Here is a 14,874-nt window from a genome sequence, read left to right as displayed (position 1 = left end):
TCTACTTTAACATTTTAATAGCTATTTTTCAATCAAAAAAGCTGACAAAACAAATAATATTGTTTGTCAGCTTATTTACTTTTATATAATTTTCATCAATTTAACTATTGTCCTGTAATAGGGTCACCATATTGTTCCATAATATCAATTGGTTGCACATCTCGAAAAATATTATCAAGAGCATAATCGTATGTATTAAACTCTATTTTAGGAGCCATTAGTTTAGAAATAACCTCTTCTTTTTCTTCATTAAATACTAATTCATCTTGCAACTTTTCAATTATATCAGAAGTGTAGTATAATTGACATTCTCCTTCTTCTATGCCAATTTTATAACAAACTGTATCTACTATATCATCAAAATCATTGGTTAAATCATCATATGCTCCTACTTCTTCAACTCGTCTAGTTTTATAGTAATAATAATTATTTATATACGCTTTTGCCATTGCATAATCATCAAAACCTTTTACATTACCACTAGGCATAACTAGCAAATACTCATTGCTTGGAACTATATTCATATACTTCCCTCCATTTCATCTTTGCTACTAAATACTTTTGATATTTATTAGTTTTGTTTTTTTATTTCTTTTACATTTTTATTGTCCCCCTTTATCATTTTTGTTATACAAACGCTAGGACATATGATAAAGGGAGAATAGCATAAAAATGGTTTCACCACTGGTTAATTAATAATTAACTAATGTATCCGCTTAGTATTTCTTTTGCTTCATCCTTTGTATCATATCCAAATTTAAAACTCTTAATAGCCTCTTGATCATCCTTAGGAATTGTATTTACCATTTTGCTACTTCTATATACATCACTTTCATCTTCTATAAATACCTTGCCATTTTCATCACTTTTATATATTGCAAAATATCCATCTTTTTCACCTAAATAGTATTTATTAGGTTCAAGTATTACTTCTTCATCCTTATTTAAGACAACTTTCTTTTCACTTAAACTTTCTACACTATATCCTTTAGAAGCATAGTAGTCTACTAGAAATTGTTCATTTACATTGTCAATGTTATTATCAAGTTTAAACTCTTTTAAAGTTTCTGAAGTTTCTACTATTCCATCTACTTTTAGTATTATCTTCATATCATCACTTAATGAATTGGTATTATTATATACTATTGTTTTAGATTGATTATCACTGACATCTTTATGTTTGCTATTAGTTAATCTATCTACAATAAAATAAGTTGAGAAAAAGCATACTATAAGTAAAACTATAAATAGTGTCACTTTATTTCTAATACTTTTTTTCTTTTCCTTTTTCTCTACATTATTATATTCTTTTTCATTGTATTCTTGGAAATTATTATTCATAATCAATCACTCCTTTTATGAATAATTATTTCCATTTTTTTCTTTGTTATTCAATATTTTTTAATTTTCGTGAACTTTTTCACTAAAAAACCACCTTATCCATATAGATAAAGTTGCAAATGTTATATCTATGGAAAGACATATTATATATTTAACCAGTAGTATCCTTCAAATAATACATAGCAATTTGAACCCGGTTAACAAGTCCAGTTTTACTTAAGATAGAATTTATATATTTCTTCACTGCTCCTTCAGAAATAAAAAGCTTCTTAGCAATTTCCTTGTTAGTAAGGCCACTTGCAATTTCTTTTACTATTTCTTTTTCTTTTCTTGTAAAACTTGATATCCCCTTTTCATTTCCAAGTGTTTCTTCACCAAAGACTTCTTTTCCTAACCAAGCTATACTTTTACACATTAAATCTTCCATATAAATATTTTTAATAGTATCTAATATTTTATTTGATGTGCTGTTTTTTAAAATATATCCTCTTGCTCCAAATTTCATTGCTTCAGCAATATATTCATCCTCATCAAAAGTGGTTAAGATAATAACCTTTGTATTGCTTCTTTTTACTATTTCTCTAGTAGCTTGGATACCATTTATTCTTGGCATCCTTACATCTAAAAGTGCTATATCCACTTTTTCTTTGCTACAATACTCTATAGCATCCATACCATCTCCAAAGACTTTCATTATCTCTATATGTTCATCATAAGAAAGCATTATTTTAAAACTTTCTCTTATAAGACTATCATCGTCCACTAGCACAATTTTAATTCCCATTTGATAACTCCTTTATACTTATTTGAATAATAGTTATAATCCATAACTATTATCTATAAAGACTTTATTTTGACTTTGAGATTTATTTATTAAATACTATTTTTCATTTATACTATCTATATATACTAACTTATTTACTATTATTTACTAAATTTATAAAATTTAATAACAAAAAGCTGATATTAAAAACATTTTAATATCAGCTTATTTATAATATATTTTATTATTCTACTTTAGATTTTTCATTTCTTAGCATACCTGCTCCTATAGCCATCACTATCATTGCAGCTAATACAACTTGTACACTTGATATTGGTGCACCAGTGTTTGGTAACTTTGAAGTATTCTTATCATTTTCAGTTTTTCCAGTTTCAGTACCACCTACAACTATTTTGTCATCAGATACTATTTCATCTTTAACTTCATCTTTGTTTTCTTCTTTATCCCCTGCTGCAGTATCTCCACCTACAACTTCATCTTTTGAAGGTTCATCTACTGTAGTGTCTTCTCCAGCAATTAGTAAATTATAGTCATATGCTTTAATACCATTTTCTTTCCAATAAGCTTGGATACCTTCTCTCATTACTTCACAAGTATCTACTACGTCTATAGCATTAGAGAAGTCATATGAATCTCCACCAGTTAATAAGAAATCAATTGTTGTAACTGTGTAATATTGATCATCTTCAACTTTAGTTCCATCTTCTAATCTCATAGATGTAATTTTATCAGTTGCAGGATCATACCATACTTTTAATCCTGCAAATTGCCCCCATCCAAATGAAGGTGGGTTGATTCCATGTTCGATTAATAACTTAAGATCTGCACCTGTAACCTTTAATGTAACTAATTGATTATCGAATGGTAAGATTGTATACATATCACCTACAGTAAGATCTCCAGCACTTAAAGGTGCTCTAATTCCTCCACCATTTGCAATAGCCACGTCAGTTTGTCCAATTTCTTTCATTGCTTCTGCAACTGTTACTCCAAGTGGTGTAAGTCCATTATTTCTATCATGTTCTAAATCAAATGGTAAATCTGTAACCTTTTCTGCTAATATAGGTTTAAGATTTTCATTAATTTCATTTACTTTTTCTTCAACTACTTTATTTACAGGAAGCTCTCCTTCTTCATAAAGCTTTCTTGTATTTCCTTCAGATTGCACAATATTGTTATTTTCATCTAATGTAAAGCTTATAACTGATAAACCTCTACCATTGTAACCTGCTTGTACAACTGGAATACCATTAACAATTCCATCTACAAATTTGTGATTATGAGCTGCTATTACTGCATCTATATTTTCAGCATTTTCAGCTATTTCTGCTGCTTCACCTGTAATAGTTCCATCAGAATTTTCTGTTGCAGCACTATGAGTTAATGCTATGACAATATCTGCACCTTCTGCTCTTGCTATAGGAGTCCATTTATCTAATGTTTCTACTGCATCTAGGAAGTCAAGTCCTTCTACATTTTCAGCCTTTGTACTTGTTACAGTATCTTCACCTGCTATACCTATAAAAGCAATATTTACTCCTTCACTTTCAGTTATTATGTAAGGTTCTGCAAAATCAACTATTGTATCTGTTCCTTCATAAACTATATTAGCTGCAACAAACTCAAATCCTCCATCATTTGCCCAGCCTGCTATTTTATCAGCACCCCAGTCAAATTCATGGTTACCAATTGCTGAAGCAGCAAGGTTAATTTCCTTTAACATTTCTGTAACTGGAGCTCCTTGAGTAAGATTTGATATAGCAGTCCCTTGATATAAATCTCCAGCAGACACTGTTACAACTCCATATGTATCATCTAATTCATCTGCTAATTGATATTCATTAATAACGCCTGCTAATCTTGCTGCTCCAATATTCTTTCCATCTTTTAATACATTTCCGTGAAAATCATTAAAAGTTAAAACATCAATTTTCTTTAATGTTGGTTGGTTAATAGTTGCTAATTCATCAGCCCATACAGATATTGCTGAATTAACTAAATTTGACGATAATGATGCAGCACATAAAACAGCTGCAAGTTTCTTACTTTTTAACATTTGTTTCCTCCTATACTTTTATTTTCTAATAGTAGTATAATTTATGCGAACTAAAATATCAATATTTTTTTCATTATTCGTATATAATTTCTTGCACTTTTTATGTTAAATCAAGCAATACTGACATAGTATACTGATACTTACAAAACACGAATATTTTTATATAAATCATCATATTTCGTATTCCTTTTTTAACACTTTACTAAGGCTCCATTTTTCAAAAAAATAATCACTATTTATTCTAAAAATTAGAGCCTTAAATAAAACATCATATTCTCACCATTCAATAACTAAAATATTATAATCTTCTTTTCTTAAAGAAACTCTATATCCTTCTTTTATTAGCCAACTAATCAATGCTCCTTGTATTATCTCATCTTCATCATCTATTGCCAAAATTGCTGTAATCTTATTCATTCCCATTGATTTACTTTTAGTTATATTTTCAACGACCTTTGCCTTATGACTTTCAAATACTTCTAAATTTTCACCTTCTAAATAATCCATAATATCCCCCTATAATTTTACTTTCCTTTTTATTTATAGTATTTTTCTATACTTTTTATTACAAAAAAATAATAGAGGGAGCTAATGCTCCCTCTAACTATTATGATATTTTCTTCTTTTCATTAATTAATGCTAAACCAGCTCCTACTAAAGCTAACGCACCTGCTAAAACAATAGCAAATGAAATTTCTGCTCCTGTATTCGGTAGCTTATCTCCCTTATTTACTTCTGGATTTTTGTTTCCTTCTACAACAATTGTATCATCTTTCTTATCTGAAGATTCATTTTTTTCCTCTTCAACTATTCCTTCTGAACCTTCTCCAGGTTCCTTTGAAGGTTCTTTTTCTTCACTGCTTCCTGCTTCATTTAATTTTCTTAATTCTTCTAATTTTTCAGTAAGCCCTGCTTCTGTAAGTTGTCTTTCAACATCTTCAAAAGTTAAAGAAGCTGCTGCAATACCATAACTTATTTCTAATTTAATTGTACCATCATTAATTAATTTTACTACTTCATTTCTTAAAGCTTCGTTATATTTAACACCTGTAAGAGTCCAGTTATTATCTACCTTTCTTTCAACAACTCCACCTTTAACATTAACGATATAATCAGCAATCATATCTCTTACATCTGATAATGAATCATTTGTTGATTCATATATTTTTTCATGCTCACCTTCATCAAAGATAGGTGCTAAATTAGAGCTGTATCTGTAATCATTAACTGCTAAATATACTATATCGCTATCTTCCATAGTTTTACCATCGTTAAACTTAATATTTTCTACTCTTTCGCCAACTTCTTTTGAAATATTTACTTCATAAGTAATTCCTGATAACATATCATACTTAAATGATGCAAAGTTACTATCAAATGATACATTTAAATCTCCATCTTTAAATGTATTATAGAATTGTGCTGTCCACTCTAAGTACTTTTTAATTTGCTTACCTGTAGTTTTTACCGTATATAACTTATTATCAAATTTATAAATATTTGCAAGACCTGCCTTAGTTATATCTCCAGCATAAAGATTTGAAGTTGCTGAAAGCATTGCTGCACCTGATACATGATAACCATCTTCCATGCTTATTCCTGCATCTGCTAATTGTTTTGCGCTATAGTAAAGTTGAACTTCATTAATTAAATCTGTAACACCTTGATCACTTACAAAAGATTGAGGTATTCCTTTTATTTCATTATCCTCAGCTAAGTTACTTCCTTTTAAAGTACCAATTACGCTATTTGCATCTGATAAAGCTAACTGATGAGCTTGCTCTAACTCAGCATCTAGTTTAGCATCTACTTCTGAAGTGGCACTTAATGAAACATGAGATACTTCTTTATTAACAACATTTACACCATCAGCAGTTTTTTCAACTTCTAATTCTACTTTTGCAACTGCTTGTCCAGCATTCTTAGGTTGAGTTATTAATACTCCATTTACATACTGGCTTACAACACTTTGATGGCTATGACCAGCAATTATTAAAGAAACTTCCGGATTTAATTCTGCAATTGTTGAAGCTCCATCTCCATCACCATACTCTTCTTCTACACCTACGTGTGAACTTACTACATATAAATCTGCAAGATCCTTATCTTTTATTTCCTTTATAACTTTTTGCACTTCTAACGCTGGGTTTGTTGGTGTATATCCAACTAATTTATCTGCATCCCATTTTGTAATATGATTAGTTACAACACCTATTACAGCAACTCTGATACCATCATATTCTTTTATTATATACGGATCAAATACTCTTTCACCATCTTTATATAAGTTGGCACATAAAACATTAGTACCTCCTGCTTCTAATTGATTTTTTATAATATCTAATATATTCATTCCATAGTTAAATTCATGATTTCCTAATGTCATTGAATCATAACCAATTTCAGTTAAAGCTAATACCATAGGATTAATATTTGAATTTAAATACTCTTCAGTTAAGAATAAATGATTATAATTCCCTTGAATAGTATCTCCATTATCTAATACTAATGTATTTTCATTTTCTGCTCTTGCATCACTAACAACTTTAGCTACTTGGTTTAATCCTCCAGCTGCTTCAGAAGTAGTTGCATACTCATAGTTTTTAAACTTTCCATGTACATCTGTTGTAGCTAAAATTTGAATTGTAGTTGTTTCTCCCTGATTTACTTCTGCATAAGCTTTTATGCTATTCATAGGTAATAAACCTGTACAAACAGCCATAGCCGCCATGAAAGAAACAAATCTTTTTTTACTTTTTAACATTTTCATCCCCCTAATCCCGAATAACTTTGCCATTATTCGCCACAAATATACGTTTATTATATATTATGCGAATATTTTTATCAACTATTTTTCAAACATTCGGCATTTTTTTGCAATAAAAAAAGACAGATAATACTGTCCTTATTTATATATAATATATTATTCCTTCTTTAGATAATTGGTATTTATCAACTAAATCCTGTAATGTTATAGATTTAAAATATTCATTTATCTTATCATTAATCCCTTTCCAAAGATTCTCATTAATAAATGATTCCAATTCATCTACTCCATCATTACTTATGTCTACTAAAAGAGATTCTCCTTCTAGAACTCTAAGTATTTCACTAATTGTAATTTCTTTAGGATCTTTAGCTAAAGTATACCCTCCCTGTGCACCTTTTCTTCCAATAATTATTCCTGACTTTCTTAATGCAGAAAATATCTGTTCTAAATATCTCTCTGATATGTTTTGTCTCTTTGATATAGTCTTTAAAGTTACACTTTCATTTTCAGAATTCATTACCAGGTCTATAAGCGCCTTTATACCATATCTTCCCTTAGTTGAAATTTTCAAACCATCACCCCTGTATAAATTAGTTATTGCTTATAGTTTTATCAATAACCCCCTTAATTATAATATTTTTTTAAATTTAATTCCAGTTTATTAAAATACCTATTCTATTTTACATTATTTGGTAATATAATATAGGTATGATATTTTTTTAGTAAGGAGTAGAATTTATGAAAAGAAAATTTTTAAGTATAAGCTGTTGCTTTTTCCTTTCTCTATCACTTATGTGCTGTAGCCAAGTAAAGAGTTCTTTAGATGGTGATGATACCAGTAGTAATTCTGAAGCTGAAACTTTAATAAATGATGCATTATCCGTTAATGAATCTGCTTCACAAGATAGTGAAATCACTACCAGCGATTCTGATGTAACTACATCTGAAAATTCAGAAGAAGATTCCAATACTTCCTCAGTTGTTGAAAAAACAACTACTACTTCTTCTAATACTATTACTACTGCTGAAAACTTGTCTGCCACTGAAGAATCTAGTACTTCGTCACAAACATATAGGTTATTCTTTTATAATCCAGTTGACGGAACAAGATATTATGTAGATGAAGATATTACTGTTGAAGAAAACGCCTTAGTATCTGCTTTAACTTCTGCATTACAAAATAATAACTACAACTCCGACTTTATAGTATTATCTGATCAAATTGGTGTCAGCAATGCTACAGTAGATACTGCTAACAGTGCTCTTACAGTTAAATTCAATAATTCATTTGAAAAATATATGAATCTTGATCCAGCTTCAGCATATGAACTAATATACACTTTAGTTAATACTTATGCATATAATTATAAAGTAAATAAAATATCTCTATATTTTAATGATATTCAATATACAGCAGCTCCAAGCGCTGATAAAAATGGTTGGTACGCTCCATACTTTGATTCTTCAGTATCTTATAATAAAAACTAAAAAAATACTCAAATCCATAAGAGGATTTGAGTATTTTTTATAAGTTAATTGTTTTGTTGCTGTTTCATGTCTTAAATTTTATTATTTTGCTATCATTTTCTTTTGTATACCAATAATTCCACAAACTACTTCTTGTATTTATATACCTCCTTTGTTACTATAATATACGGGTTTACGCTATCTCCTAGAGGAGATATAAATTAATAGATTAATATTACTTAATTTTCTTATACAGGAAGCTATTTTTATAGCTTCTCTTTTTTTATAGATATTTTTATTTTTTAGAAGGATTTAGGTAATTTCCATAGAAATATTAATTTATATATGCTTAAAAGGAGGCTCGGAAATGAAGTTATATCTTAAAGCTATAAAGAAACTTAAAGAATACAGTTGTAATAATTCAATACGTACCCATTGGAAAATTCTTGGTGAAGTATCATTATCTAATGAAGAAAGTGCTACAATTTGTTTTTGGAAACTCTATGGCGGTGTAAATACGGAATATATAAGTCATGATAAAAATCATCAAACTAATATTTTCCTTCAAAATGATGATAAGTTCATAATAAATCTAGATGCTTCAACTTCATATAGTATAATGACACCTTGTGAAAATCGGGAATTTATAATTGAAATATATTTTAATAATTATAAAAATCTTAGAAGGAAATATATTTTCACCTATTATATAAATAATGCTGATGAATTTATTTTTAAGGATTCAAAATTACATCTTTTAGAATAAGTAATTACTCTCATGGCTAAAAAAATACGCATCACTTTGATGCGTATTATTAATTAGTTGTAATAGCTTTAGATAAATCTGATTTTAGCTCAACCCATTTTCCTAAATTTGTTTCATTTATGCCTTTACAAATTACATAATCATAATTAATATCTGATACGTTTAAAAGCTTTAAGGTAGAAATTAAAGTCTCCTTAAAAGCAGTAACTCCGGCTTTTACTGCTTCTCTTAAGATATCTTCAATATTTATCTTAATATCTGTAACAACCTGAAGCATTTCTCCTAAGATAACCTTAAGGACTTCTGCCATTGATGATTTTTGTGCAAGTAGCAAAACTTTACTTATAACTGCATCATAACTACATGGATATTTTACTTCTATGCCTATATTAATTTTATTCTTTCTTATAAGAAGGCATGGCATTGGTAGCTCTAATGTATTCACTACTTTTTTCAATGCATCTGTTATATTATCTTGTAAATCAGTAACTATTTTCTTTTGCTTACTTACTTTTTCAACTGCTGTATTGGTGGCAGTCTTGATTTTCTCCCCAACCTCTTCAATCTTCTTCTTGGTAGTGGACTCTCTTAAATCAATCCTATTCCAGCCTTCGTCTTCCATACTATAATATCTTATTTCATCATCATCAATAAAATATCGTAATTTTATCATAGATTTAAACTTTTCACATATCTCATTTATCTTACTATCTTCTAATGTCAAGGTCTTTTTGCATAAGCTTAGCTTTAATTCTGGAACTTGTATCTCTGGTAAGATGATTTTAGCTAAGCACTGACCACCTTCTACTGTTTTTTCAGTTACAAAATCGCATTTTTCAAGGCCAATTCTAAAATTCCTATTATTAATTGCATAGACTGCCTCCCTAATTTCCTCTGCCATAACTCCCATTTCAGCACTTACAAATTCATTATATCCGCTAAAATATTCATGTATTTCTTCTATAATATCAGTTATTTCCTTTGCCATTTCATCCTCTTATTAAATCATTGATTTATAAATATATTATGCTTATGGAAACTTTTTGTGTTTTTTTCAAATAAATAATATTATTTATTAATTTTCCATACAACTATACCGATAATAAATTATACTTTTTAAATAAGGAGGTACCACTTTGTATTCTTATCACTCAGCAACTGTAGAATCTGATAGTGGAAATAAGCTATCTGATGGGGTAATTGTATCATTTGCCTGCGATCAAATGTCAATCCATCTTAACAACACAGATAAGATTAAAATCAACGAAACTCTTATAATAAATATTTTTACTAAAACAAATGGCTGCATAATCTATAAGGGCATAGCTAAAGCCTTATATAATAATGCTTTAACAATAGATTGCGTTATTTTTATAGAAGAAAAACAAAGAAGGAAAAATCACAGAATGACTGTAAGCATACCTCTTCATGTAAAACGTATAAACAGAGGTAATAAAAATACTTTTAATCTACAGAAACCTATTTTAATGAAAGCTAGAGATATAAGTATTAATGGCATATTATTAGAATCAACATTAGATATACCAGATGATATTCATTTTAACATTGACTTACCTTTAAAAAATATGACTTTGAATATAGTCACTGATACTGTAAGAAAATATGTAAAAGATAATAAGTTTTATTATGGATGTACTTTTACTTTACAAACAGAAGAAGAGCTTAATTTCCTACGTAATTTTATTAATAATAATTATATATATCAAGTAAAGAATAAAAACCCTAAAATAAAACTTTATCCTACTATTAGAAATTAGTCACTGATTAGTGGCTAATTTCTTAAATCACATCTGCATCACTGGTATAAATATAAGCCTTTTTTCTGCCATTTAAAAGATATGCAAACTTTGGATCAACCTTAACTTCATAATATTTATTGCCTACCTTCTTAACAACTTCAAAAGAATGATTTAAAGCTTTTCCATACCATTCTCCTCCATTACACTTTTTCACAATAACCTTCATAAATACTTCCTCCATATATGCCTTATTTATTAATGATTATTGACCTTAGATAACAACTTTATTCATCTTTTTCGCACAAACGTTCTGGAAATTTTATTGCATAATTTTTCATGTTGAATTTATGTTATTTTATTGTTATTATTAATTTACGGTTTTAGTAGCTTCCAAGTGGAGTAAAAAAACATTTTAAAACAAATTTTATTTGTAAAGAACATCCTTGGCAGGTTGTTCTTTTTTTATATACATTTTCAAGAAAATCTTCATAAAATATTTTTATTTCTATTAATAATTTGTTTACATTTATGTTAAAATAATCTTATGAAATTTAAACTTAAATTATTTAAAATAATATTATAAAAAAGAAGTGATAATAATGTTTTTTGTTAATACTCTTCACTTAAGTGTTTTAAAGCTAAAGAAAAAAACATTTAAGCTAAATGAACAACAAATGTCTTTTTTTAATGACTGTTTAAAAAATATATGTGAAGAAACTAATTTTTTAAAACTTGACAGCTTTATGCAACATGGAGATACTACATGCCTTTGGCATAGTATTGCCGTAGCATATTACGCTTATTGTTTTGCTAAGTTTTTTAATATTAAATGTGATGAAAAAAGCCTTATATATGGTGCATTACTTCATGATTACTTCTTATACGACTGGCATATTCATGATAAATCACATAGGCTTCATGGCTTCAAGCATCCTAAAACAGCACTTAACAATGCATTAAAGCATTATGATTTAAACAAAAGGGAAATAGATATAATCAAAAATCATATGTTTCCTTTAACCTTAGTACCACCTCATCATCGTGAAAGCATCATGGTTTGTTTATCAGATAAAATATGTTCTTCCTTTGAAACTTTTATTGGTAACATGTATAAAAACTTAAAGCAGAATAGTTCATTATATACTAATAAGAGCACTGAGAATTAATTTCTTCCCAGTGCTTTCTTTAATCTCAATTACCATATTGCAATATACCTTATTTAGTCTACTTTAATACTTTATGGCCTTCTATATTTATTATTTCTTTGAGATATTTATATTCATCATTATTTAATACATCAACTTTATTATGGGTAGCCTTTAAAACACTATCCCTACATATCTTTATTCTTTCAACCATTGGCTTTATTACCGAACTTGACTGATTTATAAATGATAATATTTCACTTTCCCTTATAGGTATCTTATACCCCTTCTTACTGGTGGCAATTAATATTCCACTATCTCTTAAAGGAGCAATTATTCTAGCTTGAAAATAATGTGGTGTAAATTCTCTACCAGTAACACAGCTTAAGTTTTTGCGTATTTCCTCTGAAAATACATATCTATTTTCACCATAATTTAATAATATACTTAGTAAATATTTAAGGCATAAAACTTGAGCATATTTGGCTTCATTTTTAGTGCCACCATTATTACTTATAAAATCAAAAGCTATTCTAATGGAATTATATGCTATATCTTCATCAAATTCTTCTCTAATATACTTTTGCAAATTCTCCATATACTCTTCTGGAGTCCTTGGCCAAGAAGCTAATGGTAAAACTTTCTCCCTAATTATTTCATAGCACTGTTCATATTCTGCTAAATCACTTTTTCCTTCATATTTATTAAATAAAATATCACTAATAAAAGAACCTATATCTAAAAATGAATATTCCTTCTCTTCATCTACAAAAACAACATCATATTCTCCTAAAAGATCTGGTGAATGCTTTTCAATCAAATATTTATCAAATTCCTTCAAGAACTCTTTTTCTATTAATTCATTACTTATAAGCTTTATATGAGGATAAGCTGCTATAATATCTGTATATAAAATACCATTTAAAAATTCCAAGAAGCTTTCTTTATCTTTTATTCCGTACTCTTCCTTAAGTCTTTCTTTCTTCACTAAAAAAATAAATATCTCTATATCTAAATGGCTTAAATCTTTAAGGGCTACTTTCTTCATTGTCCACTTTAAGTCCTCATCAATTAAATTATCTGCCTTAAGAAAATCCTTAACTATAAATGATGATTCTGTATTTAATTGCTCTAATTGATTTTCATTTACCACAATACAACTGACCATAAAAGTTTTTGATTCATTTTCATCATTAAAGTCAAAATTATAGCTTCCTCTCTCATTAATAAAACCATATTTATTTTTTACCCTCATCCTTTACTCACCACCATTTATACTTATTAACAATAATTATTATACCATATATTTCCATATAATTTAAAATAATTACATTTTTGTTAAATAAGTCCTCAAAAATACTGAATTAGTTATTTTTATTATGTATAATATTTATAACAAGTTTTATAATTGTTTCATTATAAATTTCACAATAAAACAAACTAGGAGGTACTATCATTGAATAAAGAAAATCTTTTAAGATTAAGTAATATATTATGGGATAAATCTAGAGAACTTTATGGCGAAATTTATGAAAATGAAGATTCCTTTAAAGATATCATGGACTATAGGCAATTACATAGCAAAATAGTAGCTGACTTAGCTGTCAATATGTTTGACAAGTATTTTTTAAAGCTTTTGGGCACTGCTGATCCAGCTTATAGACCTTCATTATATTTTGCTTGCCTTATCCACGATGTAAGAAAGCTTAATAAGAAACATAATTTAGCAGGAGCAAGATTCTTCTTAGAAAACCAGGGATTATTAACTTCATCACTTTATGATTTGCAACTTGTTTTCTGTATAGTTAATTATCATAGTGCTGATAAAAAAGGCAAGGATTTAGAATATATTAATGAAATACGTAATCTTAGTGATGATATTAAACTTTTGTTACTTTTTACTCGCCTTTCAGACAAGCTTAGTAAGCTAGTAATTAAAAGCCATTATAAAGAAATATCGCCAGATGAAGTAGATATAGTACTTACTAAGATAAATAATAATTCTAAGGAATTGCTAAATTTTAATGATGGTATAAGTGAGATACTTAAAGAAATTGAAAATAACTTTAAACATAAATATTGTATATAACTATAAAATTAAATTTACAATAAAAGGTATTAAATGAAGTAACCATTTAATACCTTTCTTTTTTAGAAAAACAAAAAAGTGCTTGGATTTATACGCTTAAAATTCTTTAACATCCTATCATCTACTGCAATGACATAATCTTTGTATTCTCCTCTTCTCATAACTGTCAATTTAAGCATTGTATAATTATCACTATCTCCTACATAGCACTCCATTGCTCCATCACTTTTTAAATATTCACTTACCTTACTTGCCCTTTTAATATTATTTAAATCTAACTTATCAATTAATTTTCTTCTGCTTTCACAAACTATTTTATAAATCCTCAATTCATTTTCACATAAATGATATTCATACTCTGCTAATCTTTTATTACTGTATATTAATATTAGTGCTAATAAGATAATTGGAATTATTACACCCATAATAATTCTAGCAAAAAGGCATGTTGCTGCTATTATTAGTAATACAACTTGAACGAATTTTATAAACTTAATCTTACTTTTATGATCCTCATATAAAACTTGCTCATAATATTCATCCATAAGCATCACCTAACCTTTATAATTAATCTATTATAATTTATTACTATTTTTTATTACTTTGCAATAAATTATCACTATTTTAAATTATTGATACTTTATTATTATTTAATGCTTCAATTTATAAATAAAATAAGGACTAATCACTTTTGGT

General features: G+C 27.9%; 16 protein-coding genes. 5 read left to right on the top strand and 11 right to left on the bottom strand.

From position 1 onward, the window contains the following. Window positions 1-104: 104 nt before the first annotated feature. From Q5O44_RS09140 to Q5O44_RS09110, 7 genes are all read right to left on the bottom strand, one after another. The gene (locus tag Q5O44_RS09140; RefSeq protein WP_022168111.1) at window positions 105-524 is read right to left on the bottom strand and encodes a hypothetical protein; all 420 of its coding nucleotides are present in this window, start codon (window positions 522-524) and stop codon (window positions 105-107) included. A 175-nt stretch (window positions 525-699) separates the two neighbouring features. Further along, complete coding sequence (locus Q5O44_RS09135; protein WP_022168110.1) at window positions 700-1,341, bottom strand: hypothetical protein; 642 nt, start codon at window positions 1,339-1,341, stop codon at window positions 700-702. Between the two features lie 151 nt (window positions 1,342-1,492). Next, window positions 1,493-2,125 carry a response regulator transcription factor gene (locus Q5O44_RS09130; RefSeq protein ID WP_022168109.1) on the bottom strand — a complete coding sequence of 211 codons (633 nt, stop codon included), beginning with the start codon at window positions 2,123-2,125 and terminating at the stop codon, window positions 1,493-1,495. 223 nt (window positions 2,126-2,348) lie between these two features. Further along, complete coding sequence (locus Q5O44_RS09125; protein ID WP_022168108.1) at window positions 2,349-4,181, bottom strand: 5'-nucleotidase C-terminal domain-containing protein; 1,833 nt, start codon at window positions 4,179-4,181, stop codon at window positions 2,349-2,351. Window positions 4,182-4,457: 276 nt separating this feature from the next. Then, window positions 4,458-4,688: a hypothetical protein gene (locus Q5O44_RS09120; protein ID WP_022168107.1), complete on the bottom strand. Its 231-nt coding sequence runs from the start codon at window positions 4,686-4,688 to the stop codon at window positions 4,458-4,460. Window positions 4,689-4,788: 100 nt separating this feature from the next. Next, on the bottom strand, window positions 4,789-6,945 hold the full coding sequence (locus Q5O44_RS09115) for a 5'-nucleotidase C-terminal domain-containing protein (protein ID WP_022168106.1): 2,157 nt from the start codon (window positions 6,943-6,945) through the stop codon (window positions 4,789-4,791). A 145-nt stretch (window positions 6,946-7,090) separates the two neighbouring features. Further along, on the bottom strand, window positions 7,091-7,522 hold the full coding sequence (locus Q5O44_RS09110; protein WP_022168105.1) for an Rrf2 family transcriptional regulator: 432 nt from the start codon (window positions 7,520-7,522) through the stop codon (window positions 7,091-7,093). 167 nt (window positions 7,523-7,689) lie between these two features. Here Q5O44_RS09110 and Q5O44_RS09105 point away from each other — a divergent pair, with 167 nt between their 5' ends. Continuing rightward, window positions 7,690-8,439: a GerMN domain-containing protein gene (locus Q5O44_RS09105; RefSeq protein ID WP_022168104.1), complete on the top strand. Its 750-nt coding sequence runs from the start codon at window positions 7,690-7,692 to the stop codon at window positions 8,437-8,439. A 346-nt stretch (window positions 8,440-8,785) separates the two neighbouring features. Next, window positions 8,786-9,184: a hypothetical protein gene (locus tag Q5O44_RS09100; RefSeq protein WP_022168103.1), complete on the top strand. Its 399-nt coding sequence runs from the start codon at window positions 8,786-8,788 to the stop codon at window positions 9,182-9,184. A 49-nt stretch (window positions 9,185-9,233) separates the two neighbouring features. Here Q5O44_RS09100 and Q5O44_RS09095 read toward each other — a convergent pair whose 3' ends face one another. Then, window positions 9,234-10,172 carry a hypothetical protein gene (locus Q5O44_RS09095; protein WP_022168102.1) on the bottom strand — a complete coding sequence of 313 codons (939 nt, stop codon included), beginning with the start codon at window positions 10,170-10,172 and terminating at the stop codon, window positions 9,234-9,236. Between the two features lie 148 nt (window positions 10,173-10,320). Here Q5O44_RS09095 and Q5O44_RS09090 point away from each other — a divergent pair, with 148 nt between their 5' ends. After that, window positions 10,321-10,962, top strand: a complete 642-nt coding sequence (locus tag Q5O44_RS09090) for a PilZ domain-containing protein (protein ID WP_022168101.1) — start codon at window positions 10,321-10,323, stop codon at window positions 10,960-10,962. Window positions 10,963-10,984: 22 nt separating this feature from the next. Here Q5O44_RS09090 and Q5O44_RS09085 read toward each other — a convergent pair whose 3' ends face one another. Further along, complete coding sequence (locus Q5O44_RS09085) at window positions 10,985-11,170, bottom strand: hypothetical protein (protein ID WP_022168100.1); 186 nt, start codon at window positions 11,168-11,170, stop codon at window positions 10,985-10,987. Window positions 11,171-11,543: 373 nt separating this feature from the next. Between Q5O44_RS09085 and Q5O44_RS09080 the strand changes: the two genes are divergently transcribed. Then, window positions 11,544-12,110: a hypothetical protein gene (locus Q5O44_RS09080; RefSeq protein WP_022168099.1), complete on the top strand. Its 567-nt coding sequence runs from the start codon at window positions 11,544-11,546 to the stop codon at window positions 12,108-12,110. Window positions 12,111-12,168: 58 nt separating this feature from the next. On the opposite strand, the gene Q5O44_RS09075 is transcribed toward Q5O44_RS09080, so the two are convergent. Further along, the gene (locus tag Q5O44_RS09075) at window positions 12,169-13,344 is read right to left on the bottom strand and encodes a hypothetical protein (protein WP_022168098.1); all 1,176 of its coding nucleotides are present in this window, start codon (window positions 13,342-13,344) and stop codon (window positions 12,169-12,171) included. Between the two features lie 201 nt (window positions 13,345-13,545). Here Q5O44_RS09075 and Q5O44_RS09070 point away from each other — a divergent pair, with 201 nt between their 5' ends. Further along, a complete protein-coding gene (locus Q5O44_RS09070) occupies window positions 13,546-14,178 on the top strand; it encodes a hypothetical protein (protein ID WP_022168097.1) in 633 nt (210 codons plus the stop codon). A gap of 62 nt (window positions 14,179-14,240) precedes the next feature. On the opposite strand, the gene Q5O44_RS09065 is transcribed toward Q5O44_RS09070, so the two are convergent. Then, on the bottom strand, window positions 14,241-14,723 hold the full coding sequence (locus Q5O44_RS09065; protein WP_302637725.1) for a hypothetical protein: 483 nt from the start codon (window positions 14,721-14,723) through the stop codon (window positions 14,241-14,243). Window positions 14,724-14,874 lie beyond the last annotated feature (151 nt).

The organism is Clostridium sp. CAG:221, assembly GCA_000435835.1.
GTDB lineage: Bacteria > Bacillota > Clostridia > Clostridiales > Clostridiaceae > Clostridium.
This window is presented reverse-complemented; position numbering and strand designations above follow the sequence as displayed.

What these genes read in the sequence shown, in the direction of transcription:
- Q5O44_RS09130 (WP_022168109.1), bottom strand. Translation starts at nt 2,125, where the DNA reads ATGGGAATTAAAATTGTGCTAGTGGACGATGATAGTCTTATAAGAGAA.
- Q5O44_RS09095 (WP_022168102.1), bottom strand. Translation starts at nt 10,172, where the DNA reads ATGGCAAAGGAAATAACTGATATTATAGAAGAAATACATGAATATTTT.
- Q5O44_RS09065 (WP_302637725.1), bottom strand. Translation starts at nt 14,723, where the DNA reads ATGGATGAATATTATGAGCAAGTTTTATATGAGGATCATAAAAGTAAG.
- Q5O44_RS09085 (WP_022168100.1), bottom strand. Translation starts at nt 11,170, where the DNA reads ATGAAGGTTATTGTGAAAAAGTGTAATGGAGGAGAATGGTATGGAAAA.
- Q5O44_RS09080 (WP_022168099.1), top strand. Translation starts at nt 11,544, where the DNA reads ATGTTTTTTGTTAATACTCTTCACTTAAGTGTTTTAAAGCTAAAGAAA.
- Q5O44_RS09100 (WP_022168103.1), top strand. Translation starts at nt 8,786, where the DNA reads ATGAAGTTATATCTTAAAGCTATAAAGAAACTTAAAGAATACAGTTGT.
- Q5O44_RS09075 (WP_022168098.1), bottom strand. Translation starts at nt 13,344, where the DNA reads ATGAGGGTAAAAAATAAATATGGTTTTATTAATGAGAGAGGAAGCTAT.
- Q5O44_RS09105 (WP_022168104.1), top strand. Translation starts at nt 7,690, where the DNA reads ATGAAAAGAAAATTTTTAAGTATAAGCTGTTGCTTTTTCCTTTCTCTA.
- Q5O44_RS09115 (WP_022168106.1), bottom strand. Translation starts at nt 6,945, where the DNA reads ATGTTAAAAAGTAAAAAAAGATTTGTTTCTTTCATGGCGGCTATGGCT.
- Q5O44_RS09140 (WP_022168111.1), bottom strand. Translation starts at nt 524, where the DNA reads ATGAATATAGTTCCAAGCAATGAGTATTTGCTAGTTATGCCTAGTGGT.
- Q5O44_RS09120 (WP_022168107.1), bottom strand. Translation starts at nt 4,688, where the DNA reads ATGGATTATTTAGAAGGTGAAAATTTAGAAGTATTTGAAAGTCATAAG.
- Q5O44_RS09135 (WP_022168110.1), bottom strand. Translation starts at nt 1,341, where the DNA reads ATGAATAATAATTTCCAAGAATACAATGAAAAAGAATATAATAATGTA.
- Q5O44_RS09125 (WP_022168108.1), bottom strand. Translation starts at nt 4,181, where the DNA reads ATGTTAAAAAGTAAGAAACTTGCAGCTGTTTTATGTGCTGCATCATTA.